This window comes from Bradyrhizobium cytisi, from assembly GCF_008123515.1.
Classification (GTDB): Bacteria; Pseudomonadota; Alphaproteobacteria; order Rhizobiales; family Xanthobacteraceae; genus Bradyrhizobium; species Bradyrhizobium cytisi.
The window spans coordinates 175,623-201,353 of record NZ_VSSR01000029.1 but is presented as its reverse complement, the minus strand read 5'-3'; the positions used below and the strand labels follow the sequence as shown (position 1 = coordinate 201,353).

Below are 25,731 nucleotides of genomic sequence, written 5' to 3'. Positions count from 1 at the left end.
TCCATCACCTGGTCAGATCATCATTTCCGGAACATGGTCAGGAATGACGAGGTCGGCGTCCGTCACCGCCATGACTTCGCCGATCGTGACGCCCGGCGCGGTCTCAAGCAGCGTCGCCTTGCCGCCGGCAAAGCCGATCACCGCCATGTCGGTGACGACCAGGTTCACAGGCCGCACCGAGGTCAGCGGCAAGGTACATTTCGGGACGATCTTCGACTTGCCCTTTGCCGCATGCTGCATGGCGACGATGACGCGCCTGGCGCCGCTGACGAGGTCCATCGCGCCGCCCATGCCTGGCACCATCTTGCCCGGAATCGTCCAGTTGGCGAGATGGCCGTATGCATCGACCTGGAGACCTCCAAGCACGGTAACATCGACATGGCCGCCGCGAATCAATCCGAATGACATTGCGCTGTCGAAGGTCGAAGCGCCGGGTAGCGCACTGATCGGGCGTCCGCCTGCGTCCGTCAGCGTCGGATGTGCCAAGCCCTGCTCGGGGATCGGCCCGGTGCCGATCAGACCGTTTTCCGACTGGAAGAACACCTTCAGGTCGGCCGGAACGTAGTTTGCGACGAGGGTAGGGATGCCGATGCCGAGATTGACAAGGTCGCCGCTCCCGAGCTCCTTGGCCACGCGACGGGCGATCAGGGTTTGCGGATCCATGACATCACCCGTTCGTAATGAGGTAGTCGACGAGCGGTGCCGGCGTTACCACGTGATCCGGTGCGATCACTCCGACAGGCACGATGTTCTCCGCTGTGACGATCACGGTATCGGCGGCCATTGCCATGACGGGATTGAAGTTCCGCGAGGTCAATGCGTAGGCGAGATTGCCGAGGTAGTCGGCCAGGAAGGCGTGCACCAGCGCGAACTGTGCGCGCAGGGCGGTCTCCAGCAGGAACGGCTTGCCGTTGACTTCGATCTCACGCTTGCCTTCCGCAACCAGCGTACCGACGCCGGTCGGCGTCAGGATGCCGCCAAGACCGCACCCGCCGGCGCGAATGCGCTCGACAAATGTTCCCTGAGGAATGAGATCAACCGCGATCGCGTTGGTAAGCATTTGCTGCTGCGCCTTCGGATTGAGGCCGATATGGGTGGCGGTTAACCGAGACACTTGCGCGGCGTCGAATAGCTTGCCGACGCCTTTGCCGGGGACTGCTGCGTCATTGCAAATCAACGACAGGCCTGTCTTCTTCTGCCGCACCAGTTCGTCGAGCAAGCGTTCCGGTGTCCCGACGCCCATGAATCCGCCGACCATGACGCTTGCGCCTGAGGGAATCATCGCAATGGCTTCTTCGACCGAAACGGCCTTCATGACGGGAGCTCCAGTCGTCGTGCGCGGAAGAGACCGCGGATCAATGTCGGCGGGCGGTACCCACGGTCCCTTGATCTGCGTCAAGGCTCCGCATTATTCGCGAATGCGATCCCCGCGCTGGCGAGTGTGTCGTGCCAGAGCTGGCGAACGTCGCGGTGGCGCCGTTCGAGAGCGCCGCTGACGGCATCGCGGAAGGGCACCAGATCCGGCCCCCTCAGAAAAAGGATTTGCGCCTGCAGCAGCCGGCTGCTTTCGAATTCAATGCGGCGCAGCGCCGTCGCGAAGGGATCGGCCGCACTTGCCTCTACCGGCAGCAGAGCCGCTGGGCGTATCCCGGCGTGAACGGCATGAGCGAGCGTGGCGAGATGGACCGCCTGCGCAAGAGAGCGATCGTCAATGCCTTCGATCGGCGTCGGAATCCAGGCGGTCTCCCAGATCATCGCCATGTAGCCCAAGGCGAAATCCGGAACCCATGCCGTTGCGCGCACCAGAAGCGAGACGATTTCGGCTTCACGGTAGAACTGCGCGTTCGTTTCGGTCTGCCAGGCGGTTTCGAGCTTGAGGGGCAGGGTGAAGGCGAACTGTCGCGCCAGCGCGCCGTGGATCGAGATGAGGAACGCGGATACGCGCGTCTGCTGCTGCGGCAGGACGCGACCTTGGGCATCCAGCGGTCCGAGAAATCCGGTCATGTCACTGTCCGTCGCACGGGAATGGCCCGAAGATGGTCGTAGTCGGCAGGAAACGCCGTGAGCTCGCCGCCGGGTTCTTCCGGCGCGATCCAGATGGCCTTGTTGCCGCGCCAGCTCCCTGCCAGCACGTCCTCCGCGAAGCGCGCGAGCAGGTCGGCTGCCAGTGCGCCCTTTTCCAGCGTAAAGGCGTGATAAGCGCGTGGGATAATGACGAGCGCGCTGTCGGGAATTTCGAGCCGCAAGGTCTCGTGCAGGGAGCGCGGAGTCAGGAAATCTAACTCGCCATTCAGGATCATGGTCGGGACGGCGATCGACGAGAGCCGCGGCGTCAGCGGCTGGAAGTCGAGGAACGAATCCATAAGGTTCTGCAGCGCATAGAGATCATTGACAAGCCAGCCCTGTCGCTTGACGCTCTCGAACTGGCCAAGCAGCGGCTGCAGCCATTGGTCGGACAGGTTCATCGGCAGCAGCAGGTCCTGCAGGTAGCCGGTGCCCCCCAGGATCAAGCCGGTGCGCAAGGCATTGCCTATGAGCAGAAGCTGCGGCGTCAACTCCGCGAAACAGCTCATCGGCACTAGGCCGGAAAGGCGCTCGCCGTGCTCGATGGCGTAGCGCAGCGCGATCATGCCGCCGAAGCTGATGCCGCTAAGGAAGATCGGACCATCTCCGAGCTCGCCGATCAGGCGATGCAGCGCCAGGACCTGATCGTCCTGGTTGATGAACAGCGCGGGCTTGCTGGAAGCGCCCTGGCCGAGGAGATCGAAGGTGGCCACGCGGAAACTCCGCGCCAGCAGCGCGTCGCGATAACCTGCCCAGAGCTCCGAATATTGCGTCAACCCGTTGACCAGCACATAGGCGGGGGCGTCAGCCGGCCCGTCGAGCTCATAGCGTATTCGATATGAGCCATGATGGAGGAATGGCATTGCGCGGACCGGCCAACATCTGATGAACTTGATCCTCAACTTCGTGAGGACGATTCCATTGAGCTAGATCAAACCTCGGTTGGCGCTCCTGCCTAGCTTTCGCCAAAACTCGCCAGGAGGACTCGGCCATGACCGGGAGAGATGCGCTGAAGCGTTGTTTCATCGGCTTCATCTTGTTGCTGGTCGGGACCGCGCTTGTGGTTGCCCAGCCATTAACCCGCCGTTCCTCTCAGATGCAGCACGATGGGCTGAAGAAAACCTACGAGATCGCGAACTTCCGTCTCGGCGGCAAGTACGATCTCGCCGACCCCTCCAAATGGGAGAACGGCGGTGAGGGCGGCGTGACGCTTGAATCGCTGGGTGCCGGCAAGCTGCATACGGCCTACATCGCCGTCGGCAACGCACGACGCAACGCGGCCGGCGAGATCACCAACGCGGTGGTGATCAATTCCTACTATTCCGGCGACGCCACCGACATGTATGAACAGTGGGTCAAGGGCGCAGCCTTGTCGGGCACCGTGCCGATCATCGGGCCAGGCCGGCCGATCGATACCGATCGTTACTACGTGATCATGGTCGATCCGCTCGGGACATGGGGCGCCAGCAAGCCGTCGGACGGACTCGGCGTCAAATTTCCGCAGTACAGCTACTACGACATGGTGCAGGCCAATTATCGGCTGCTCCGGGACGGGCTGAAGGTTGGGCGTGTTGCTCTCGTGGCGGGCGTGTCAATGGGTGGCACACAGACCTACGTCTGGGGCGTTATGCATCCGGAATATATTAACGCACTGATGCCGATTGGCGGCACTACACAGTCCGATGCCGAGGATCCCGTCGGCAACTGGACCTTCCAATTGATGACGGCCGCGATTCAGGCCGATCCGGTTTGGCAACAGACGAATGGGGACTACTACAAGCTTCCTAAGGAGAAGCATCCTGTCCCCGGCATCGCGTTCGGCTGGTCCGTGCTGGGCCTGACCGGATACGACTTCGCCTACAGGACTACACAAAGCTTCACCGCGGTGCAGCCGGAGGTGTTCTACTGGGATCCGCCTAACGAGAGGGCGGGCACCAGCGTAACCAACCGCGCCAAGCTGTATGACGCCGTCGATCTCGTCTGGCGTAACCGCGTCGGCGAGACGCACAACGTCAATCCCTATCTCGGCCGGATCCAGGCACGCACGCTGGTGATGCATATCACGAACGATCTCTGGCTCAACTTTAAGCTGGCTGAGCGCTCGGTCGATAAAGTGCCGGGCGCGCAACTGATCGCCGAGGAGAGCCCGGTCGCACACTATGGTGTGTTCTCGATCATCAATCACCGGAAGAACGACCCGAAGTTCGTCGCTTTCATGGACGACGTGGCGAGTCTGGACCGCGCCCAAAAGTTCGTCGACAAGAACTATCGCGTGCCCGGCGTCGCCGAAAAGATCGACCCGAAGAAGTCGTTCTGGAAGGAGTTTGTAACCTATCCCTATCCGGTGAAATATGCCGACGCCAAAGACAAGAGCGGCACGACCTGGCAGATCGGCTACATGGATGAATATGCCGGTACCGACAAGGATCCGAAGGTGCTCGTTATCATCCATGGCAAGGGCGCCTTCGGCGGGCACTACGGCAACATCATGCAGTATGCGCTGCGCAGTGGCCTGCGCGTCATCGTGCCCGACCTGCCGCATTACGGCATGTCCGGCCCCGGCAATCTCGACAAGAGCCCGGCGCGCACCATGCAGGACATGCGCGAAGTCATCTACGATCTCGTGGTCAACCAGCTAGGCGTCCAGAAGGCGTACTACCTCGGCCATTCGCTCGGCGGCCAGTTCGTGATGGGCTATGCCCTGACCTGGCCGGATGCAGTGCAGGGCCTCGCGCTGGAGGCGCCGTCGGGTCTCGAGGAATATCCGCGTGAGATCACCATCGCCAAAGGCAAGAAGGCACCGCTGTTCGATCCGGCCTTCGGCCGGGATTTCGACAAATGGCGGCAGACCTGGGACCAGACCGGAATCCTCGCTGCGGAGAAGGCGCGTGACGAGCAGAACATCCGTGACTTCTTCTACTTCAAAAAGCGCGATCCGGAAACCGGCGCGGTGTCCGCGGCGAAGAGCGGCTATTTCTTTAGCGACAGCGAATATGCCCGCCTCCACACCGAGCAGCGCGTCGGGCTGACCAAGGGCAATCCGAAGGAGCTCGAGCAGTGGTGTAACATCTTCATTTACGACATCTACACGATCGGCGCGGAGCTCCAGCAGGATGATCCAAAGAACCTCTACGAGCGGCTTACCCAAATCAAGGCGCCGATCTTTCTTGCCTTCGGTGACAAGGAACCATTCATCCCAACCCCCGCGTTCAACGGCCTGACAGATCTCGGACATGACGCCATCACGCCGTTCATGACGCGCATGACCAATGCGGGCAACCGGCCCATCCTCAAGATCTACCCGGAGACCGGGCACTTCATCCACACGGACAACCCGGTCGAGTACCCGGTCGACGTCGTAGACTTCGTGACTAGGGGAAGCGTCGACACCTCGTCGCCGCTCGGAACCGACCGCATGATTAAGGGCTCGGTTGTTTCGGCCTTGCCGGTGGCACCGACGCCGGCGGGTGCTGCGCCCACGGCTGGTCTCAACAAGTAGGACGGTTTTATGCCGCGAGTGCAGGCGGGCGAAATCCAGCTGGGCTGGCGAGAGTGGGGTGAAGGCGACGTCACGGTGGTCTTCATCCACGGCAATCTCGCCAGCAAGGACTGGATCGAGCTCGCCGCCCCGTTGTTTCCGAGCGGCCTGCGCGTGATCGGAATCGATTGGCGAGGCTGCGGTGACAGCGACCGGCCGAAGCCAACGGTCAACTACACTAACTATACGATGCAGCAGCATGCGGAGGATATGCTGGCGGCGCTGGATGCGCTGAATGTCGGACACTGCCATCTCGCGACGCACTCGACGGGCGGCATCATCGCCGCCCGCATGCTGCTGATACAGCCGCGGCGATTTGGGCGAGTGTTCGCGCTTGATCCGGTCACGCCGCTTGGTATGGCCTTCAACGTCGATCAGATCGCGCTCTTCCGGGCGATGATGGCGAGCAAGACGTTGACCCGAGCAGTGATGGCGACTGCGGCCTCCTCGCTCTTCGTGCCGGAAAGTATGGCGCCGAATGCCATTCCGCGCTTCCGCGAAGGCGTAAACGAAATCCAGGCACTGTTCGATCGGATAATCGAGCAGACTTTCGGGGTCTCTGAAGGGATCTGGATCGGAACGCCAGTCAATCTCACCCGTGAGCGGGAGAGCCGAGAGCTGGAGCGCCGGATGGCGGACATCGGGCATTCGCATCTGGTGCTCTGGGGCGAGCGGGACGGCTGGATATCCTCTGCTGATCTTCGCGCGATGGCCGAGGCAATGCCCGATTGTCGCCTCGTCGTGGTGCCCGGTATTGGCCATTCGATGAACCTCGAAATGCCCGCGCTCTATGCCGGTTATTTTGGCGCGTGGTTCGGAGGACTTGTGACGTAAAAGGAGGACACCATGGCCGATGTTAATCCATCTGCCGAAGGCATCCGCATGATGCTGGTCGAGACGCTTGGCCGGCCGCGCAAGGCCAATGCGGAATATTTCGAGCAGCTGGAGAAGGGCCTAAGCGCCTCACCGCTCCCAATTGCGAACCACGCCAAGGAGTTCTGCGGCTTCATGGAGCGCAACGTCACTGCAACGTTTGAGCTCGGCGACAAGCAGGCCAATGACATGCAGGACGCGCTCGAGATACAGTCCGATTTCTTCCAAGCGCAGATGCGGTTGCTCACCGCTCAGACCAGGAGCATGGGCGAATCCGCGATGAAGGCGGCGACAGGGGCCTTTACGCCCAAGAATTGAGCTGTTCCGCCACCACCGAGGCACGCGATGGCGGTTCAATTCCTGCTCGGCACGTTTATCAGCGTGATCAACATCATGATTCACGCGCTTGTGACCGTTGCGGCCATCGACATCGCTCGTACTGCCGGATTGAAGCACACGGCGCGGCCCCGTTCGCATCTGATGGCCGTGATGGTCACGACTGCTGTCATTTTGATGGTGGCGCACACTGTCGAGGTTCTCGTCTGGGCGTTGGCCTACGCCGTGGTCGGCGCGGCACCTCCGAGAAGCGATCTGCTATATTTCACCTTCGTGAACTACACCACACTCGGCTATGGCGATATCACTCCCGTGGAGCGGTGGCGGCTGACGGGACCGATGACCGCGATGAACGGCATCCTGATGTTTGGCTGGTCGACCGCCGTCCTGTTCGAGGTGCTGCGCAAGACAATCGAACATCTCGCCGCGATTGCGGCGCCCGGGTCTAGTTCTGGAGATCGAGGCTAGCGAGCTGCGGCCTGTCCAGCAGCACTATCTGGCGCTGATTGTTTCCGATGAAGCCGAGGATACCGAGTTCATGCAACCGCGACAGCGCGCGGGATACCGTTTCAAGCGTCAATCCGAGATAATCGGCGATGTCGCGCCGCGACATTGGTAGCGCCATGATGCCTGCGGCCGTTAGCCGCTGGTCCATCTCCATCAGGAAGGCTGCAACCCGCTCCAGCGACGTCTTGCGGCCGAGCAGCAGCATGTGGTCTTCCGCATGCTGAAGATTGCTGGTGGTCATGCTCAGCAGGTTGCGGGCCACCATGGCGTCGTCCTGCGCAACCAGCTCCAGACTTTGTCGCCTCACCAGGCGAACCGTGGTGTCGACGATCGCTTCAGTCGTGAATCTGTGCGAGCTGCCGTTCTCCAGCCCGAAAATATCGCCGGCCAAATGAAACGCGCCGATCTGGCGGCGCCCGTCCGACAGTAGCTTGTAGCTCCGCACGGCGCCTCTCTTCACCTGATAGACGTACTCTGCGGGCTCCTTTTCCCCGTAGACTTCGGAGCCCTTTTTGTAGGTAAATTCGTTTAAACTGATGATCGGATTTGAGTCGGTGTTTAACCCTAGCTCGCGGAGCGAATGAAGCGGCGAGGAGGCATCGGCAGCGCTGCGAACGAACATGGCCTACTCCCGAACTGATGGGGATGCTCTATTTCCATCGCCGGGAATAAGGAGCCGCCGAGAAGTCACCGTTCCCGCAGGGGTTGTTTAGGCCAAAATTGGCGCTTCCGGCCATTGTCCCGAGGTGCATTGTACCAACGTACAGGGAAGCGTATGATGCGCTAAGCAACAAGCGTGTCAGATGTTCTGTCGGATTGTGTGGAATAGGGCTAAAGACCAAGATTTCGTTGAGTAGCGCCCGGTCAAACGGGCTGCTTTGTTTGGATGATGACGGCGTGGTTTTAACGCGCCCGCTGAGTTTGCTTCTTCTAAGGCTTGCGCGAGCACTAGGTCTTTCTGCTTGCAAGAGCGGGTCGGGGGAAAACATTGCCGGGCTTCGTTTATGTCGTGGACGACGACGCATCCTTCCGGATGGCCGTTGAGCGTCGGCTCAAGCTGGCCGGATACGACGTTGTCACCTACGCCTCGGCGGGGCAGCTCCTCGAGGATCTGCCGGGGTTTGATCATCCGGGATGTGTTCTGCTCGACGTGCAGATTCCAGGTCTGAGCGGCCCCGAGTTGCAAGCCCACCTCGCCCAATGCCAGTCGAGCTTGCCGATCGTCTTCGTCACTGGACATGCCGACACCGCTATGACCGTCAGAGCGATCAAAGCCGGCGCGGAAGATGTTCTCACCAAGCCCGTATCATCGCAACAGCTGATGGAAGTGATTGAACGTGCATTGGCGCGACACGAGGTGGTGAGCGGCCAAGCGAGCAAACTGAATTTCCTTCGTTCCCACTTGGCGTCTTTGACACGGCGCGAACGGCAAGTCTTCGATCTAGTCGTGCGCGGTAAGATCAACAAGCAGATCGCCTATGAGCTTGGAACGACCGAGCGCACGGTGAAGGCGCACCGCCATCAGGTAATGACAAAAATGCAGGTGCCGTCGTTTGCCGAACTGGTTTCCGCTGCCGAGCGACTCGGCCTTCTGGAGTCGGGAGAGACGTGAATCGAGGGCCGGTTTTCGTACGCTATCGTCAGGGGCGCGATGAGGACCTGTACGATAGGACAATATGAAATATTGTTGACATAATTCGGCCGGGACTGCCTACATGCCGGTGTCGTTAGCCGTCGGATTGGCGCAGGAACCTTTGCCGTGCAGCGTCGTTGCGACGCGAGTGCCAAGTTTCCAATGAGAAAGCCAGGTCCCATTGTTTGCACGTAAGTCGATTTACGTCGTGGACGATGATTCATCAATGCGTCGAAGCATGGAACGTTTGCTTCGGAAGCACGGCTTTGATGCTGTTGCTTTCGAGTCAGCCGGTGCGTTGCTTCGTTATGGCTGCTTCGAAGAGGCGTGCTGCATCGTTCTGGATATCAATCTGGACGGAGAGTCGGGCATCTCCCTCCGCCGCAGGCTGGCAAGCGAGGGCACTACTGTCCCCGTCATCTACATTACCGGCAACGACTGCCATGCCAACCAGGCGGCCGCGATGCAGTCCGGGTGTGCCGCCTACTTGGCCAAGCCCTTCGCAGCAAGTGCTCTCATCGACTCCATTGAACGCGTTTGCGCCAAGGACGTCTGATCCTGTCTCGCGTGCTCACTCCTCGATGTCCTGCTCCAGGGTCTGTGCGGGCGCGCCGTTGTGAACCGAAGCGAACTGCGCCAGCGGCAACGATGTCGTCAGAGACAGAAGGTTGGAATCGGTGACCTCGAGCACCAGGACCTTGCCGGCTTCCATGTCCTTGATGAACTTGGAATCCGTAGCGTCGGCGGCGATGCAGGCATTGGTCAGGCACCAGGTATAGGGCAACAATCGGGAATGCCCCCGATCGACCGTCAGTTTGGCTGGCTGTTGCAGATACATACCGACCGGAACGAACAATTGCAGCCGCGCGGTGCGGTCGCCGTCACGCTCGATCAGGTCCAAGCGCACGGCACTTTGGCCGGTCGGAAACTTGCCCGTGATCGACGTCCGGCACAGCGCAGGCGCACCTCCCGGCTTGAAGCAGAGCTTCTGCCAGTCCCCGAAGGTGATGTCCTTGGCTTCGCGCTGCCCGCGGGGCGCGATTTTGGCGGGCTTTGCGTCGCGCGCCTGATCTTGCGCAGCGACGTTCCGAACCGAAGCTGGTCCGGCAATGGCGGCTGCGAATAAAATCGACAGGCAGGCGCGCGTATGTCTGGGCCAAGGTGTTGAATCTGCGTCGATCATGGTTGTGTCTCCAGGCATCGGCCTCTGCGGCTATTTCTGCGCGTCGAGGAATCGTTCGACGAGTGGTGACCACGTCGCGATCGTGTCGGGCGATCCGATGAAGAAGTGCCCTTCGTTGCCAAAAGGCGGCATCAGATGATATTCGGCCCTCCCGCCGGCAGCGGTGAAGGCGTCGTGCATGCGCTTGGATAGAGCCGGGCCGAAGAACGTGTCGTTTTCGATATAGAGCCACAGCATTGGCACCCGCGAGGTCCGGCCGAAATCGGCAGTCGCTTCAACCAGCTTGTCCGGGGCGCAATTCTTGTCGGGCTTGCCGTCGACTCGGCCGCCGCGTCCTGCTGCGAAGGTAATGATCGCCTTCACCTGCGGCGGGTTTGCGCTCGAAAGCGCAATGGAAGCCCAGCCGCCTGCGGACTGTCCGATGACGATGACATCCTTCGGCAGAACGCGCTTCTCGGCCACCATGTAGTCGATGATCCAGAGATCGACCTGTGCGACCGCACGTCCGGCGTCGTGAAAGTTGGGATTAGTGCAGTTTCCGACCTTGGAGAAGAAGGGACCGTAGAGTCCCCGTTCGGGGATATCGATGGCGGCCGCGCCGTAGCCGGTGCCGACCGGTGCCACGACGAAATAGCCGCGTTTTGCGAACCACTTCGCGGCGTCGCGGAATTCCACTAGCGGGAAGAAGCTGCGATCAACCGGTTTGAGGGAGACGCCGTGGTTCATGATCGCCAACGGGAAGGGGCCGTTTCCGACGGGCCGAACCACATATGCGAACATCGGCAGCGGTAGCGGCAGGGCCCAGACCTCCTCCTGGATACGGGCGTTCTCTTCGGCGCGTGCAGGAGCAAGAAGGGAGGCCAAGATGCTCAAAGCTGTCCATATCCCTTTTAGGCCCAAAGGCTTCCGGGAGTTCACGTGCGCCTCCTTCAATTGGCGAAAGTGCTGGCCACGATGATCGGGCCGAGTACGGTCAAGACGACGTTGCCAACCGCGTAAGGCACGGCAACGCCGAGCACCGGCGTCTGACTCTCTGCAACCTCACATGCGCCGGTCACGGCAGCGTCGACCGTCATGGCGCCGGCCAGCGCACCGCAGATGATGACAGGATTCATGCGCAGCACGCGATGAGCAAACAGGGTGGTCACGACCAGCGGCACCAGCGTGACGACCAGGCCCATGCCGACGAGCAGCATGCCGTGCGACTGGATCGCGACCCAGGCCGCATGGCCGTTGCCGAGCCCGATCGCCGCGATGAAACCGCCGAGCCCGAGGTCGCTCAGTGTTTGCTGCGCTGCGGGCGGCATTGCGCCCATCGTCGGCCGCCGCGAGCGCAGCCAGCCGCAGAAAAGTCCTGCAATCAGGGCGCCGCCGCCACCTCCCAACGTCAGGGGCACCGATCCGATCTTGATGCTCGCAAGACCGGCGAGCAGACCCACGGCGATGCCGGCGGTAAGGAATGCAACGTCGGTGCGATCTTCGGAGCGAAGGATCTGTCCGACGCGCGCCGCGGCGCGCTCGATGTTGCGGGTGCTGCCGACCAGCGTCATGACGTCGCCGACATAGACGCGGGTATCCGAGCTCAAGGGGACCTCGCGTCCCATCCGCGTTAGGGTGCGCAGAAACACGCCTCGCGCAGCGTCGCCGACGCGTTCAGCCACGTCCTTGACAGAGCGGCCATGGAGCTTGCGATTGTCGACGAGGACGTCGACCACGTTGCCGGGAAGCGCCTTCAGGATCTCATCGGCGTCGATCTCGGTGCCAACAATCGGTTTTGCAGCGACAATGGCGGCGGTGCGACCTGCGATGACGATGTCGTCGTTCGCTTCAAGAACGGTCTCGCGATGCGGCTCGACGTCAGCTCCCTGCCGCACAATCCGCTCGATCACGCTGCGGCTGCCGATCTCGTCTTCCACGGCGCCGACGGTCCGTCCCGCCGCGGCTGACACCCGGTAGGCGCGGGCCTGGAATTTTCGATAGTGCAGATTTTCCGTCTGTGGCGGATTTCCTCCGGACAGCTCCGCTTCAAGCTTCGCGGCCTCCGTCTTTAAATCGATCTGCATCAATTTCGGCGCGACAAATGGCACGAACAGAAGCGTGAGGATGTAACCAAGGACGTAAGTCACCGCATAGCCGGCGGCGATGTTCGCCTCCTGCTGCTCCAGTACGTCCTTGGCGAGCCCGAGCTGGGCGAGTGCTCCGGACGCCGTGCCGATGACCGATGACTGCGTCAGGGCTCCCGCAGCGAGACCCGAAGCGGTGCCGGGACCGAGCGCAAACACATTGGCAAATACGAGAACGATGACGAGGCCGGTGCCGCCAAGCACGAGCGCGAGCGCAACCTGCGCTAAGGTCCGGATACTCAGCGAGGCAAAGAACTCTGGCCCCGACCGGTAACCGATCGTGAACACGAACAGGCTGAAGAGAATGACTCTCAGCAGGGACGGAAACGTGAAGGTGCCGAGCTGCCCGATCAGGACGGCTACGATGAGCGTGCACGCGGTGGTGCCGATCGAAAAGCCGAAGATCCGAACGCGGCCAAGAATGGTGCCGAGCGCAACCGACAGCAGCAGGAAGATTTCCGGTGCGGCGGAGATGACCCATTTGACTGTGCTCATTGCGCGTGCCCTCGAGCAATTTGCGCCAAATCTGGTTGCTGAAACTCTCCGATACTTGATCCAGATCAATCCTAGTCGGCGGCAAGCCGCTCCCTGTGGAGCCGCAGGATTTCAAAACCTGACGTTCGGACATGAGTACGATGGATTCCGCCGCTGCTTCGTCGATACGCCGCGACGAAACGGTGCCAATCGCGCTGTTGCTGGCCTTCGCCGGCGGCTATCTCGACGCCTACACCTGGATCGTCCATGGCGTCATGGCTAACGCGCAGACTGCCAATCTTGTCCTGTCGTGGGTCTATGGTTCGATCGGCAACTGGACGAAAGCGCTCCACTTTGTCCCACCGATCCTTGCGTTCGCGTTTGGCATCGTCGTCGCGGCGTGGCTGCGCCGCGCAACCGGAGAGCGCGCCAGCGCGATCAGCACTCTGCTCGAAATCCTGCTGTTGGTCGCTATCGCCGTCCTGCACAACCGCCTGCCGGATCTCGCGGGAACACTTGGCATTTCCTTCGTCGCCGCCGTACAGAGCGCCGTCTTCACGAGGGTTGAGGGCGTCGTCTACAGCTCCGTCATGATCACGGGCAACATGCGGCAGGCGATTGAAGGCCTGTTCGCTGCGGCCTCCGGTAATGGGTCGCTCCGACCGCCCGGCATTTTCGCCACCTTGTGCGTCACGTTCGGTCTTGGGGCGGCTGTGGGCGCCTTCGCGACCAAGCAAATCCCGAACCTGGCGCTCGGTCTGCCCATGATCGCACTGCTGGTCGTGCTGTTGCTCTGCGAAGTCTCAAGTGACGAGGGCGGGCTCTGATGTCCTCTGAGCGTAAATCGCGCTGGATCCTCCTCTTTCCGCCCGCGATCTGGCTTGCGCAGTATCGCAGTGCTTGGCTGCGTTCGGACGCCATCGCTGGCATCACCCTCGCGGCTTACGCCATCCCCGTGTCACTGGCCTACGCAGCGCTGGCGGGCCTGCCGCCCCAGATCGGCATCTATGGTTACATGCTCGGCGGGATCGGCTATGCGCTGCTCGGGTCGTCGCGCCAGCTTGCAGTCGGTCCGACCTCCGCGATCTCGCTGATGATTGCGGCCACGGTCGGGGCGCTGGCCGGCGGAGACCCGGCGAAATACGCTGAGATCGCCAGCCTGGCCGCATGCACGGTGGCGCTGCTTTGTCTGATCGCCTGGTTGTTCAAGCTCAGCGTTCTCGTCCGCCTGGTCAGCGACAGTATTCTGGTTGGCTTCAAGGCCGGCGCCGGACTCACCATCATGATGAGCCAGCTGCCGAGCCTGTTCGGCGTCGCCGGGGGCGGTCACAATGTCTTCGATCGCGCCATCAAGTTCGCGGGCCAGCTCGGAGACATCAATTGGCTGGTGCTGGCGATCGGAGCCGTCGCGCTCTTGTTGCTGCTGCTGGGCGAGCGGCGGCTGCCGGGAAAGCCGGTCGGACTCACGATCATGACGCTGTCGATCGTCCTGGCGACACTGCTTGGTTTTCCCTCGCTTGGCGTGCCAGTCACCGGCAAGATTCCCGAGGGATTGCCGGCGATCGGCGTACCCAGCTTTGGCCTAGTGGAGCCCGACGAGCTGTTCCCATTGGCCGCGGGATGCGTGCTGCTGGCCTACATAGAAGGTGTCTCGGCCGCCCGCAGCTTCGCCGCCAAGCACGGCTACGTCCTTGATGTCCGGCAGGAGTTCTTGGGGCTGGCGGCGGCGAACGTCGTCACCGCCTTCGGCAACGGCTACCCCGTCGCCGGTGGCCTGTCGCAATCCGCCGTCAACGACAATGCGGGCGCGCGCACGCCGCTGGCGCTGGTAATCTGCTCGGTGACGCTGGCGCTGTGCTTGCTGTTCTTCACAGGGCTGTTGACGAACCTGCCCAAGGCAGTGCTTGCGGCTATCGTCTTTGCCGCAGTCTACAGGCTGGTGGACATCCGTGCGCTGTTGCGGATGTGGCAAGTCAGCCGCATTGACTTTTATGCCGCGGCGATTGCGCTCCTGTCCGTGTTGCTCCTGGGGATATTGCAAGGCGTCCTGCTGGCGGCCATTGCGTCGATTGTCCTGCTCCTGGCGCGGGCCTCACGTCCAAATGTCGCTTTCCTCGGCCGGCTCCCAGGTACCGGCCGTTACTCCGACAATGCGAGGCATGAGGGTGTCGAGCCGCTGGTCGGCGTCATCGCGTTCCGGCCCGAAGCCTCGCTACTCTACATCAATGCTGAAACGATCCTGGAAGCAGTGTTGGACACCTTGCTGAGGTCAGTCGATATCAGGCTGATAGTCTGCGATCTCTCGGCGTCGCCCTATATCGATCTGGCGGGCGCGCGTATGTTGCACGATCTCTATGACGAGCTTGCCTCCCGGCGTATCGCCTTCTGCATCGTCGGCGCCCATGCACAGCTGCGCGATCTGCTGCAGGCTGAAGGCCTCGCGGAAAAGACCGACAGCGCGGCTTGGCTTCGGTCGGTCGACAGCGTGCTCGGCGAAAGCAAAGCCGGGGCGGTCGTCTGATCCCAAGCCGGATGATCTAGACGACTTGTGAGCCGGTCGGCTCTGATCCGACCCCAACCATCATCCGCAAGCAGATGCGCGGCCCCGCCTCGGACGATATTGCATCGCGAAGTATTTCAGGTCTCTTCAAGATGCGCGTCCGTTGACTTGGATCAATAGACCGAGGTGAGCGGGCATCACGATCGGGCTGCGACCCGCAAAGATCCGGAGAGAGACATGTCCAAGGACCCGAAGCCTGCAGAAAAGCGCATCGACCAGTTCATTTCCGGGCCCGGCGGACGGGCGGACGACTGGCGCGATCTGGTCGAAGCAGCCAAGGTATGGGCGCGCGGCGGCGACCGCGCGAAGTTTGATGCGGCGCTGACCGATCTCTCCGTCATAGAGGAGTTTCACGGCTATCCCGGGCTGCAACTGATGGCGGCTTTGCGGGAAGCGGCCTCGGCCGGAGATGCGGCGGGTTCACTTGGTCTTGCGACACGCATCACGCAGGCCCTGATGACGAGATCCTTTCGCCAGCATGCCGGCGATTGGAATGCCGAGGATGACGGCAATGGTGATGCCCCCGAGCTAGTACCCTCGACTTTCGGATCGCATCAGGGCCATCGACCCTATTTCGAAACCCTGATCGTCACCGGCGTCTCCTCCAACCATTGGCCGGCGCTCGCTGCCGAATGGCGCAAGCTGCGACGTCCGGTGGATTCCTTCGTTTATGAGCCGGTGATCGTCGGTAGCCTCGAAGACGCCTTTTGCGCGACGATGCTCAACCCCAACATCGCGGCCGTCGTCATCAACGAAGGGTTTTTCCTGCGCTCGCGTCACGACGCGCCGATACTCCGCACCATGACCGCAACCGCTGGCATCAATGACGAGTCGGACGCGTCTGCACTCCGGCTCGCGCACATCATCAAGCGCGTACGTCCTGAGCTTGATCTCTATCTGATGTCGAATCGCGACGTCGAGAAAATGGCGGGAAACCCCGAGGCCAATGTGGTTCGCCGGATATTCTACTCCATCGAAGAGCTCCTCGAGCTGCATCTTTCTATCCTCGAAGGTATCCAGGATCGCTTCGACACACCATTCTTCGACAACCTCAAGAAATACGCGCAACGCCCGATTGGAACTTTTCATGCCCTGCCGATCGCGCGCGGCAAATCTGTCTTCAAGTCGGACTGGATCCGCGACATGGGCGAATTCTACGGCTTGAACCTGTTTCTGGCCGAAAGCAGCGCGACGACCGGCGGCCTCGACAGCCTGCTGGAGCCGACCGGCACTATCAAGAAGGCGCAGGACAAGGCGGCGCGCGCGCTCGGCGCGGATCGCGTGTTCTTCGTGACCAACGGCACCTCGACCTCGAACAAGATGGCGGTGCAGGCTCTGCTCGGGCCGGGCGACATCGCGATCGTCGACCGCAACTGCCACAAGTCGCACCATTATGGCATGGTTCTGGCCGGCGCCCAGCCAATCTACGTCGAAGCGTTTCCGATGACGGAATATTCGATGTATGGCGCGGTACCGCTGAAGACAGTCAAGCAGGCCCTGCTGAATGCGAAGGCGGATGGCCGGCTTGACCGCGTCAAGATGCTTGACCTGACCAACTGCACCTTCGACGGCCACATCTACAACACCCGCCGCGTGATGGAGGAATGTCTCGCGATCAAGCCCGATCTGATCTTCCTCTGGGATGAAGCCTGGTTCGGCTTTGCGCGTTTCTCGCCGTTCTTGCGCCGGCGGACCGCGATGGGCGCCGCCAACGAGATCGAGGCCTGGATGCACGATCCGAAATCGGTCGCGGCTTATGAGAAGCAGCAGGCCGAGCTCGGCAAGCCCCCCTCGGACGGGGTGCTGCTCAAGACCCGGCTGATTCCAGATCCGCGTCAGATCCGCTTGCGCGTCTACCAGACGAACTCAACCCACAAGTCGATGTCGGCGATCCGGCAGGGCTCGATGCTGTCGGTCAAGGATGTCGATTTCCATACCGTCGAGCAGCAGTTCAAGGAAGCCGTGTTCACGCACGCGTCGACCAGCCCGAACCAGCAGCTCATCGCCAGCCTCGACGTCTCGCGGCGTCAAATGGAGCTGGAGGGCTATGGTCTCGTGGCCAACGCGATCGAAATTGCGTTCGCGATCCGTCAAGCAGTCAACAACAATCCGCTGATCGCAAAATACTTCCGGATTCTCGGCGCGGACGCGATGGTGCCGGCGCAATACCGCCAGAGCGGCTTCACCGACTATCTGGCGGCAGGCATGAACTGGGCGAGCGTCCTGAAGAGCCTTGATGACGACGAGTTCTGCCTCGATCCGACCCGCATGACCCTGGTGTGCGGTACCGCCGGATACGACGGCACGCAGTTCAAGGGCGTCCTGGCCAACGACTACAACATCCAGATCAACAAGACGTCGCGCAATTCAGTGTTGTTCCAGTCCAATATCAACAACACCCGCAGCGACGTCGCGCATCTGGTGAGGGTGTTGGCGGAGATCGCGGGCGAGGTCGACCGCGGACTTGTTCAAGGCGGCGCCAATGCAAAGACGACGTTCGAAGCGCGCGTCAAGAGCCTGATGACCGACGTGCCGGACCTGCCGAATTTCTCGTATTTCCACCAGAGTTTCCGCGGCGATGCCGGCACCAAAACCAACGAAGGCGACATCCGTAGCGGCTTCTACTCGGCCTATGACGCCGCGGGATGCGAATATATCCGGCTCGGTGATCCCGAGATCGACCGTCGCCTCAAGGCCGGTCCCGACCTCGTCTCCGCCAGTTTCGTGATCCCGTATCCGCCGGGCTTCCCGATCATGGTGCCGGGGCAGGTCATCACCCAGGAAACCATCGACTTCATGCGCAAGCTCGATGTCAAGGAAATCCATGGCTACGACGCCAAGGAAGGGCTGAAGCTCGTACGTGCCGAAGCCCTGGCGAAGATCGGTCGGCCCAAGCCCGGTGCAGCGCCGAAGCTGAAAGCCGCTTCATAAGAAAAGGGGACGGACATGCAGGCGTTTTTCACGTTCTTGCAGCAGAACCCGTTTCTGTTGCTGTTCTTCGTCGTTGGGCTCGCCGTCTGGATCGGCCGGGCAAGCATCAAAGGTTACGGCCTCGGCATGGTTGCCGGCGCCATCGTGGTGGGCGCAGCCCTTTCGGTCTGGGCCTCGACCTACGGCGTGAAGCTTGAGCTCAATACCTTTGCCAAGAGCCTTTTCTATTATCTGTTCATGTATGGAGTCGGCCTGCGTGTAGGCCCGTCCTTCATCAACAGCTTGAAGGGCGACGGCCTCAAATTCTGTATCCTGGCGATGGTCTCGAGCGTGCTCGGTTTGGCGCTAGTCGTGATCTGCACCAAGCTCTTCGCGCTCCCGATTGGTGCAGCTGGCGGTATGCTGGCGGGGTCGCAGACCATGTCGGCTGCGATCGGTTCGGCAGAGCAGGCCATCACCTCCGGCGTCGTGAAGCTTCCTGAAGGCATGAAGCCCGAGGACGCGTCGGGCATGATCGCACTATCCTACGGCATCACCTATATCTGGGGTACCGTCGGCATCATCCTGATCTGCAAATATCTGCCGCGCTGGTGGGGCGTCGATGCCAAGGCGGCTGCCAGGCAGTACGAGCAGGAGTTCGGAGTCAAGGATCTCGAGGGCGGCGGCCTGACCGGCTATCGGCAGTTCGGCTTGCGCGCCTACCGGCTCGAGAATCCAGCGCAGGTCGGCATGAGCATTGCCAAATTCCGGACGATGAATCCCGAATACCGCATCGTCAACGTGGCGCGGCGCGGCGAACCGCAGGGTGCCGATCCCGAACTCGTCCTGCAAAAGGGCGACGTGGTTGCGCTCGGCGGCTCGACCGAGCATCTCACCGACAAGATGGGCCTGATCGGGCCGGAAGTCGCCGACGCCAAGGCGCTCGGCATTCCCATGGACCAGGCGGACATCCTCGTCACCAACAAGGCGATGGTGGGACGCACCTTTGAGTCCTTCCGCGAAACGGCCATCGCCGGCCAGTTGCAGGTTACCAAGGTCGAACGTGGCGGCGTGCAGATTCCGGCCGGTCTCAAGACCGAGTTGCAGCGGATGGATATCGTCTCGGTGGTCGGCATCAAGTCGGCTGTCAACGAACTCGGCCAGATGTGGGGACGCATTGCGCGGACCAACACTTCGACTGATCTATTGACGCTCGCCGCAGGCATGATCATCGGCTTCCTGATCGGGATGATCGAATTTCCGGCCTTCGGCGCTAAGATCGGCCTCGGAAACGCCGGTGGTCTCTTGCTGTCGGGCGTGATTGTCTCGTCGCTCGTCTCCCGCCTGCGCTTCTTCGGCAATACGCCGAACGCCGCGCGCAATGTGCTTGAGGATCTCGGCCTCGTGGTCTTCGTCGCCATCGTCGGCATCAATGCCGGCGCTGGGTTGTTGGCGCAGCTCACGGGTGCGGTCGCGTTGAAGATTTTCGTCGCGGGCTTCATCGCATGCACGATCCCGCCCTTCATCGTCTGGGCGATCGGCTTCCATGTCTTCAAGATCAACCCGGCCGTGTTGATGGGTGGCGTTGCCGGTGCGCGGTCGCACTCCGGTCCGTGCCGCGAGGCCGCGGTGGAAATCCAGAGCTCCGTACCCTGGATTGGGTTCCCGGTTGGTTACGCCGTATCGGGCATTCTGCTCACTGTGTTCGGCTACTTCGCAATGATCCTGGCTCAATAGCTCAGCATCACAACCAGAGGAAACGAGTCTCATGAGAAAAGTCGCCATCTGCGTCGCCCTGGTCGCCGCGCTGACAGGACTGGCCGGCTTCAGCACGCCGTCGCGGGCGGAGACCGGCCAGGTTGCCGTCGTCTTCACCAAGGGCGGATTCATCGTCGGCGTCGGTGGCGGGGAAGGCGTTCTGCTGCTCCGCGGCCACAAATATCCCTTCACCGTCTCGGGCATGAGCGTCGGCTTCACGATCGGCGCCTCGACCACCAAGTTGGTCGGCCGCGCCCTCAATTTGAGGGGGCCGGAGTCGATCGAAGGCTCCTATGCGGTGGGCGGCGCAGGCGGGGCCATTGCGGCGGGGGCGGGAGCAGTTCAGCTGCAAAACGGCAATGGTGTGATCCTCCAGCTCAGCGGGCCGAAAGTCGGAGCGGAGTTGTCAGCGGCCGTGGGGGGCGTGACGATAAGTTTGAAGCGGTAGAGCGGCAGTCGCGCCGCTTCGGCGGTCGCGGCGCCGAGTTTGAATGGCGGCTGCTTCTCCCATGCACGTAAGCCAGGGAAGCGGCCGCAAATCAGCGCCAGGTTCAGGTGCCAACCGCGTTTCGCGAGGCATCGTCGAAAGCGGATCACGGCACTCATATCGAGGGAGGACATGCCATGCTTCGTTATATTCTAGCTCTTGCTGCGGCTTTCGTTCTTCTCACGGCCACGCTCGTTCCCGATGATGCCTATGCCCGCCGCGGAGGTGGCGGTGGTGGCTATCGCGGAGGTGGAGGGGGCATGCGTGCCGGAGGTTTTCATGGCGGCGCCGTCCACGCCGGGCGAATCCATGGCGGAGGCGGACGCCACTATGCAGGAGGTCCGCGGCCGGGCCACCCGATCGCCGGTCGCCCTGGCCGTCCCGGTTACCCCGTTGCGGGTCGTCCTGGCCGTCCGGTCGCCGGCTATCCCGGAGGCTATCCGCGATATGGCTATCGAGGCGCCGCCTACGGTGCTGCTGCCGTCGGTGCGGCTGCCGCGGGCGCCTATGGCTATTACAACAACTCCAACAACGGTTGTTATCAGGACACGTACGGCAATTGGGTCTGTCCCAACCAGTATCCATACTAAGGGAATGCGCCGCTGACGGATCCTTAAGGTCCGTCAGCAGCATCGGTCCGGCGTTCAACGAACGTGCGGTCAGACCCTCGTCAATATCGTTCTGCGACGAAGTTCATCCCACGCAGGCTGGCCTGGTCGTTGTAGCGTCCCTTATCGGAACGCTTCGGCAGTCTGACCTTGTCCTTCCGGATCTGCTTGTAAGGGATGGCCCTCAACAGATGCGCGAAACAGTTCAGCCGTGCGCGCCGTTTGTCGTCGGAGCGAATGATGTACCAAGGCGCGTACTTCGTGCTTGTCTTCTTGAGCATCAGGTCGCGCGCGCGCGAATAATCATACCATCGCTTGAAGGATTCGAGGTCCATCGGGCTGAGCTTCCACTGCCGCACCGGATCGTCGATGCGGGCGTTGAAGCGGCGCTCCTGCTCGTCCATCCCGACCTCGAGCCAGATCTTGATCAGGATGATGCCGCCGTCGATGGCGTACTTTTCCATCTGCGGGCAGAGCGCGAGGAAACGATCGTGCTCGGCTGGCGAGCAGAACCCCATCACATACTCGACGCCGGCGCGATTGTACCAGCTCCGGTCGAAGATCACGATCTCGCCGCCGGCCGGAAATTGCTTCATGTAGCGCTGGAAGAAGAGTTGCGTCTTCTCGCGATCCGATGGCGCCGGCAGCGCCACCACCCGGAATACGCGCGGGCTGACCTTTTCGGTGATCGCCTTGATCGTGCCGCCCTTGCCGGCTGCGTCGCGGCCTTCGAACAGGACGATGACCCGGAGCTTGTTTTCCTTCACATAGTCTTGGAGATGGCAAAGTTCGACCTGGAGCTTTTCGAGCTCCTTTTCGTAATCCTTGCGCTTCATCCGCTCTGCGACTTGGTCCTTTGGCATGCTCCGCCTTCCGTTGCTTCAATTCGGCCGAACCGCGATCAGTCTCCCCAGGAAATGGTGATCCCGATGTCGCCGGGCATGCCACCGGGGAAGTCAATGACCTGATAGCCGATGCGGTAGCCGCGCGGCTTGAGGTATTCGGTCCAGAGCTCGAGGATCTCCTTTGGAATTCCCGTCAGCGTTTTCTCCCAGCCAGCCTCCATCTGGTTGATGGCGCGGCCCTTGTCCGTGCACAGCGTATTCGGGAACCGATAGACCTGCACTTCCGTCAAGCCATTGCGAACCGCACGCTGGATGATGGTCGACGCGAGCTTGATCTTCTCGTCCTCGGTCTTGCCGGACGGCTTGCTCAGCCGCTCGATCAAGGCGCGTTTCTCGGCTTCGGCCGCGGCGGCGAGGCGGACATATTCCTCAGCCTTCTCGGCCTCTTTGAGGGCCGCTTCCTTGCGGATTTGCGTAGCGTTGGGGATGAGGTCATCGAGGCCGGCCATGGCTGGAAGCTCCTGTTGGGCTGTCGAGCGTCGGTGCTCGGGTCAGGCTAGGACCGGCAAGGCCAAGTCCTTTGATTCAAATCAAGCGGCTCCATATCGGGCTGTTCAACGTGGGCAGGCTTGGATGTGTGCGGGACCAAAGTGGAGAGATACCTTTGAGCGAACAACTTCATCCGATGGCCCCTCATCATCTGCCGTTTTATCTCGCGCCGGGAAGCGGGACGGACGCGCTGATGGTGGTGATGGGAATCTTCCTGATCGGCACCGTGTTCTGGGTTGGCACGCTCTATTGGAAGCTGCACAGCCTGCCCGAGCGGATGGCTCACAAGTCACAGAAGCTGCAGTTCGAGTTCGTGGCCGTGCTCGGTCTGATCTCCCTGTTTACCCACATGCACATCTTCTGGGTGGCGGGACTATTGTTGGCCTTGATCGACCTTCCGGATTTCGGCACGCCGCTGCGCAGCATCGCCGGATCAGTCGAGAAGATCGCAGACGCAACGCCGGGAGAGCAAAGCGAGGTTGCCGAATCCGGACCGCAGCCACCCGAAAGACCCGGGCCAGCGACGACGGTTGTCAAACCCAACCCGCCGCCGCCCGAGAGACCCGGCGCGGCGAAAGAGAAGGAGCACAGCCATGTTTGAGCTCATGTTCTGCTCCCTTCTAACCATCCTGCCGGACTACCTCTACCGCCGCTACGCCCAAGGGAAGCGCTTCGGCAAGGAGATCACGTTCTTTTCCATCTGGTACGAACTGCGATGGGGTATCACCGGCTGCTTGATGCTCACGGTGTCCCTGATCACCATGATCTTCTACTTTCACCCCTCAACGTCCTCGGCGACGCTCTATTACCGTACGGTGCCCATCCTGCCCGAGGGCTCTGGCCGGGTCGCGGAAGTCAATGTCGGCTACAGCGAAGCGGTGAAGAAGGGCGATGTGCTGTTCAGGTTGGACAGTTCGAAACAGCAAGCGGCTTTGGAGACGGCCAGGCGCAAGATCGCCGAGGTCGACGCCTCTATGACAAGCGCGGAAAACGACGTGGTCAAGGCCGAAGCTCAGATCCAGGAAGCAAAAGCGAGCCTTCAACAGGCCAAGGACGAACTGGACGTCAAGACGGAGTTGCAGCGCCGTAATCCCGGTATCGTCCCGCAACGCGACATTGAGAAACTACAGGTCGTGGTCAACCAGCGGCAAGCTGGTGTGGACGCGGCCACCGCGTCCAAGACGTCGGCGACGTTGCGGCTTTCAACGCTGTTGCCGGCCGAAAAGGCGAGTGCCCAGGCGGCATTGGCCGAAGCGCAGGTCGATCTGGACAAGACGTTTGTTCGCGCCGGTGTCGACGGACGTGTGGAGCAATTCCTGGTCCGCACTGGTGACGTCGTCAATCAGCTGATGCGGCCCGCGGGAGTGCTGGTGCCGGAGGGAGCCGGCCGCCGCGCCTTGCAGGCCGGCTTTGGTCAGATCGAGGCTCAGGTGATGAAGGTCGGCATGGTGGCGGAAGCATCCTGCATCTCGAAGCCGTGGATAATCATTCCCATGGTCGTCACCAACGTCCAGGACTACATCGCGGCCGGGCAGTTCCGAAGCGGCGAGCAACTGATCGAGGCGCAGAATGTCGGGCAACCCGGCACGATCCTGGCTTTCCTGGAGCCGCTCTACAAGGGCGGTCTGGAAGGCGTGACGCCGGGCAGCAGCTGCATCGTCAATGCCTATACCAGCAATCACGAGGAGATCTCGGCGAAAGAGACCGGCACTGGTCGGGCAATCGCTCTGCATGTCGTCGATGGCGTCGGCCTTGTGCACGCCATGCTCTTGCGAATTCAGGCGCTGCTGCTGCCGATCAAGACGCTGGTGCTCAGCGGGCACTGACCGGGTTCGATGTTGCTTGATTGATGTCAACAAGGTCCGGATGGACTGTCAGCTGAGCCTGTCCCGGCATTGAGTGCTTTATCTACCGTGGGCGCCGCATGGTCTCAGAGAGAATGCCGATCTGGCTTCGCTTCGTCATTGTCGCCGGCGCGCTCGTGCCGGTCGTCGGGGCCGGACTGTTTGGCTATCGCTGGTATTTTCGTCCGACGACGCTGACCATCGCGGTCGGATCGCTGGATGGCGAGGCAACGCGGCTCGTATCGGGACTCGCGAGCCGGCTTGCGGCAATGAATGCGTCGATACGGCTCAAATCGGTGGAAACCACCAATGCGGTAGATGCGGCCGACCTGTTCGCGTCGAACAAGGTCGATCTGGCAGTCGTCCGCGGCGACGTCGGCGATCTCTCGCAGGCTCAGGCCGTCGTAGTCCTTGCCCATGCCGTCGTCCTGCTGGTTGCGCCTCCGGGCTCCGCCATCACCGACATCGCGGGCTTGAAGCGCGCAAGCGTTGGTGTGGTCGGTGGCGAGATCAATCGCAATCTCGTCGGTGTTCTCACCAAGGAATACGATCTCGGCCGCGCCAATGTAAGCTTTCGCAATCTCGCGCCTGCGGATACCCGGCGTGCGCTCGACGCCAAGGAGGTGAGGGCAATCCTGGTCGTCGTCCCGCTGGCCGAAAAATATCTGACCCTGCTGCGAGGTCTTTTTCCGCAGAACGCCAAGACCGCGCCAATCCTCATTCCCATCGAGGCGGCCGGCGCCATCGCGGAGAAGCAGCGTGCCTATGAGAGCTTCGACCTGCCCAAGGGCACGTTGCGGGGCTCGCCTGCTGTCCCGGACGACGACCTGACCACCCTCCGTGTTTCCTTCTATGTGGTCGCGCGAAAGCAGCTTGGTGACGACGTCGCTGGCGCCTTGGCGGAAGCGCTGATGAAGGCGCGTCGGGATCTGCTCGGCGAGTTGCCGATCTTGTCGCAAATGACCGCACCAAGCACGGATTCGGATGCCTTTCTGCCCGTCCATCCCGGCGCAGCCGCGTTCTTCAACGGCACGCAGCAGAGCTTCCTGGACAAATGGGGGAATGCCATCTTCCTCACTCCGATGATCATCGGCGGCTTGATCTCCGTGGCGGCTGCGGCCTGGAAATTCCTCAGGGCAGGTGAATCCTCGAAGGACGAGCGGGGACTGGATGCACTCTACGCACTTGGGGCTCGAATACGCATGACGGAGGCGGAGCCTGAATTGTCCGACATCGAGACTGAGATCGACCGGGTTCTTCAGGCGCAGCGTGCCAGAACGGCGGCGGGAGATGAAAACGCGCTGGATGTCACGACGCTGAATGTTGTCGCGCACCGCCTGCAGAGCTTGATCCACGATCGCCGCATCCTGCTTTCAGCGCAACCGGAGAGCAAAATCCGGGTGTAGGCGGCCGGCCATCGGATCGGCGCTAAGAAGCTG

The 25,731-nt window shown here is 61.6% G+C and carries 25 protein-coding genes; 15 read left to right on the top strand and 10 right to left on the bottom strand.

All coding sequences use genetic code 11. From position 1 onward, the window contains the following. Nucleotides 1-12 precede the first annotated feature (12 nt). The 4 genes from FXB38_RS19275 to FXB38_RS19260 form a co-directional block, all read right to left on the bottom strand. On the bottom strand, nucleotides 13-663 hold the full coding sequence (locus FXB38_RS19275) for a 3-oxoacid CoA-transferase subunit B (protein ID WP_148752548.1): 651 nt from the start codon (nucleotides 661-663) through the stop codon (nucleotides 13-15). 4 nt (nucleotides 664-667) lie between these two features. Continuing rightward, nucleotides 668-1,315: a CoA transferase subunit A gene (locus FXB38_RS19270; protein ID WP_148752547.1), complete on the bottom strand. Its 648-nt coding sequence runs from the start codon at nucleotides 1,313-1,315 to the stop codon at nucleotides 668-670. Nucleotides 1,316-1,395: 80 nt separating this feature from the next. Beyond that, the gene (locus tag FXB38_RS19265) at nucleotides 1,396-2,004 is read right to left on the bottom strand and encodes a hypothetical protein (RefSeq protein ID WP_148752546.1); all 609 of its coding nucleotides are present in this window, start codon (nucleotides 2,002-2,004) and stop codon (nucleotides 1,396-1,398) included. Then, on the bottom strand, nucleotides 2,001-2,927 hold the full coding sequence (locus tag FXB38_RS19260) for an alpha/beta fold hydrolase (RefSeq protein WP_148752545.1): 927 nt from the start codon (nucleotides 2,925-2,927) through the stop codon (nucleotides 2,001-2,003). The genes FXB38_RS19265 and FXB38_RS19260 overlap by 4 nt, the downstream gene beginning before the upstream one ends. 128 nt (nucleotides 2,928-3,055) lie before the next feature. Between FXB38_RS19260 and FXB38_RS19255 the strand changes: the two genes are divergently transcribed. The 4 genes from FXB38_RS19255 to FXB38_RS19240 are packed head-to-tail and all read left to right on the top strand — an operon-like array spanning nucleotide 3,056 to nucleotide 7,279. Then, a complete protein-coding gene (locus tag FXB38_RS19255; protein ID WP_148752544.1) occupies nucleotides 3,056-5,563 on the top strand; it encodes an alpha/beta hydrolase in 2,508 nt (835 codons plus the stop codon). A gap of 9 nt (nucleotides 5,564-5,572) precedes the next feature. Continuing rightward, nucleotides 5,573-6,436 carry an alpha/beta fold hydrolase gene (locus FXB38_RS19250; RefSeq protein ID WP_148752543.1) on the top strand — a complete coding sequence of 288 codons (864 nt, stop codon included), beginning with the start codon at nucleotides 5,573-5,575 and terminating at the stop codon, nucleotides 6,434-6,436. Nucleotides 6,437-6,448: 12 nt separating this feature from the next. Next, nucleotides 6,449-6,793, top strand: a complete 345-nt coding sequence (locus FXB38_RS19245) for a phasin family protein (protein ID WP_148752542.1) — start codon at nucleotides 6,449-6,451, stop codon at nucleotides 6,791-6,793. 27 nt (nucleotides 6,794-6,820) lie between these two features. After that, nucleotides 6,821-7,279: a potassium channel family protein gene (locus FXB38_RS19240; protein WP_148752541.1), complete on the top strand. Its 459-nt coding sequence runs from the start codon at nucleotides 6,821-6,823 to the stop codon at nucleotides 7,277-7,279. On the opposite strand, the gene FXB38_RS19235 is transcribed toward FXB38_RS19240, so the two are convergent. Beyond that, nucleotides 7,257-7,940, bottom strand: coding sequence for a helix-turn-helix domain-containing protein (locus FXB38_RS19235; protein ID WP_148752540.1), 684 nt, complete (start codon nucleotides 7,938-7,940; stop codon nucleotides 7,257-7,259). The two genes, FXB38_RS19240 and FXB38_RS19235, sit on opposite strands and share 23 nt — an antisense overlap. Before the next feature lie 366 nt (nucleotides 7,941-8,306). On the opposite strand from FXB38_RS19235, the gene FXB38_RS19230 reads away from it, so the two are divergent. Together FXB38_RS19230 and FXB38_RS19225 are read left to right on the top strand one after the other, a co-directional pair. Then, nucleotides 8,307-8,930 (top strand): response regulator transcription factor, encoded by a 624-nt coding sequence (locus FXB38_RS19230; protein WP_148752539.1) that lies wholly within the window; start codon nucleotides 8,307-8,309, stop codon nucleotides 8,928-8,930. Between the two features lie 202 nt (nucleotides 8,931-9,132). Beyond that, nucleotides 9,133-9,507: a response regulator transcription factor gene (locus tag FXB38_RS19225; RefSeq protein ID WP_148752538.1), complete on the top strand. Its 375-nt coding sequence runs from the start codon at nucleotides 9,133-9,135 to the stop codon at nucleotides 9,505-9,507. Nucleotides 9,508-9,522: 15 nt separating this feature from the next. On the opposite strand, the gene FXB38_RS19220 is transcribed toward FXB38_RS19225, so the two are convergent. The 3 genes from FXB38_RS19220 to FXB38_RS19210 are packed head-to-tail and all read right to left on the bottom strand — an operon-like array spanning nucleotide 9,523 to nucleotide 12,752. After that, a complete protein-coding gene (locus FXB38_RS19220) occupies nucleotides 9,523-10,134 on the bottom strand; it encodes an invasion associated locus B family protein (RefSeq protein ID WP_148752537.1) in 612 nt (203 codons plus the stop codon). 30 nt (nucleotides 10,135-10,164) lie between these two features. Next, nucleotides 10,165-11,034, bottom strand: coding sequence for an alpha/beta hydrolase family protein (locus FXB38_RS19215; RefSeq protein WP_148752631.1), 870 nt, complete (start codon nucleotides 11,032-11,034; stop codon nucleotides 10,165-10,167). Nucleotides 11,035-11,063: 29 nt separating this feature from the next. Further along, nucleotides 11,064-12,752, bottom strand: coding sequence for an aspartate-alanine antiporter-like transporter (locus tag FXB38_RS19210; protein WP_148752536.1), 1,689 nt, complete (start codon nucleotides 12,750-12,752; stop codon nucleotides 11,064-11,066). Nucleotides 12,753-12,883: 131 nt separating this feature from the next. On the opposite strand from FXB38_RS19210, the gene FXB38_RS19205 reads away from it, so the two are divergent. The 6 genes from FXB38_RS19205 to FXB38_RS19180 all read left to right on the top strand — a co-directional run bounded on the left by FXB38_RS19205 (nucleotide 12,884) and on the right by FXB38_RS19180 (nucleotide 21,036). Then, nucleotides 12,884-13,558 carry a YoaK family protein gene (locus FXB38_RS19205; protein WP_148752535.1) on the top strand — a complete coding sequence of 225 codons (675 nt, stop codon included), beginning with the start codon at nucleotides 12,884-12,886 and terminating at the stop codon, nucleotides 13,556-13,558. Next, nucleotides 13,558-15,252 (top strand): SulP family inorganic anion transporter, encoded by a 1,695-nt coding sequence (locus FXB38_RS19200; RefSeq protein ID WP_148752534.1) that lies wholly within the window; start codon nucleotides 13,558-13,560, stop codon nucleotides 15,250-15,252. Before FXB38_RS19205 ends, FXB38_RS19200 begins: the two co-directional genes overlap by 1 nt. Nucleotides 15,253-15,468: 216 nt before the next feature. After that, complete coding sequence (locus tag FXB38_RS19195) at nucleotides 15,469-18,222, top strand: decarboxylase (RefSeq protein WP_148752533.1); 2,754 nt, start codon at nucleotides 15,469-15,471, stop codon at nucleotides 18,220-18,222. A gap of 15 nt (nucleotides 18,223-18,237) precedes the next feature. Continuing rightward, on the top strand, nucleotides 18,238-19,938 hold the full coding sequence (locus FXB38_RS19190) for an aspartate:alanine exchanger family transporter (protein ID WP_148752532.1): 1,701 nt from the start codon (nucleotides 18,238-18,240) through the stop codon (nucleotides 19,936-19,938). Between the two features lie 31 nt (nucleotides 19,939-19,969). Beyond that, entirely contained in the window at nucleotides 19,970-20,407 is a 438-nt protein-coding gene (locus FXB38_RS19185) for a hypothetical protein (protein ID WP_148752531.1), read from the top strand. A gap of 176 nt (nucleotides 20,408-20,583) precedes the next feature. Beyond that, nucleotides 20,584-21,036, top strand: a complete 453-nt coding sequence (locus tag FXB38_RS19180; protein WP_148752530.1) for a hypothetical protein — start codon at nucleotides 20,584-20,586, stop codon at nucleotides 21,034-21,036. Between the two features lie 80 nt (nucleotides 21,037-21,116). Here FXB38_RS19180 and ppk2 read toward each other — a convergent pair whose 3' ends face one another. Beyond that, entirely contained in the window at nucleotides 21,117-21,917 is an 801-nt protein-coding gene (ppk2, locus tag FXB38_RS19175) for a polyphosphate kinase 2 (RefSeq protein ID WP_148752529.1), read from the bottom strand. Nucleotides 21,918-21,955: 38 nt separating this feature from the next. Beyond that, nucleotides 21,956-22,408, bottom strand: a complete 453-nt coding sequence (locus FXB38_RS19170; protein ID WP_148752528.1) for a hypothetical protein — start codon at nucleotides 22,406-22,408, stop codon at nucleotides 21,956-21,958. A 176-nt stretch (nucleotides 22,409-22,584) separates the two neighbouring features. On the opposite strand from FXB38_RS19170, the gene FXB38_RS19165 reads away from it, so the two are divergent. The 3 genes from FXB38_RS19165 to FXB38_RS19155 all read left to right on the top strand — a co-directional run bounded on the left by FXB38_RS19165 (nucleotide 22,585) and on the right by FXB38_RS19155 (nucleotide 25,698). Then, on the top strand, nucleotides 22,585-23,049 hold the full coding sequence (locus FXB38_RS19165) for a hypothetical protein (RefSeq protein ID WP_148752630.1): 465 nt from the start codon (nucleotides 22,585-22,587) through the stop codon (nucleotides 23,047-23,049). After that, complete coding sequence (locus FXB38_RS19160; protein ID WP_148752527.1) at nucleotides 23,042-24,274, top strand: HlyD family secretion protein; 1,233 nt, start codon at nucleotides 23,042-23,044, stop codon at nucleotides 24,272-24,274. The genes FXB38_RS19165 and FXB38_RS19160 overlap by 8 nt, the downstream gene beginning before the upstream one ends. 98 nt (nucleotides 24,275-24,372) lie before the next feature. Then, on the top strand, nucleotides 24,373-25,698 hold the full coding sequence (locus FXB38_RS19155; RefSeq protein ID WP_148752526.1) for a TAXI family TRAP transporter solute-binding subunit: 1,326 nt from the start codon (nucleotides 24,373-24,375) through the stop codon (nucleotides 25,696-25,698). Nucleotides 25,699-25,731 lie beyond the last annotated feature (33 nt).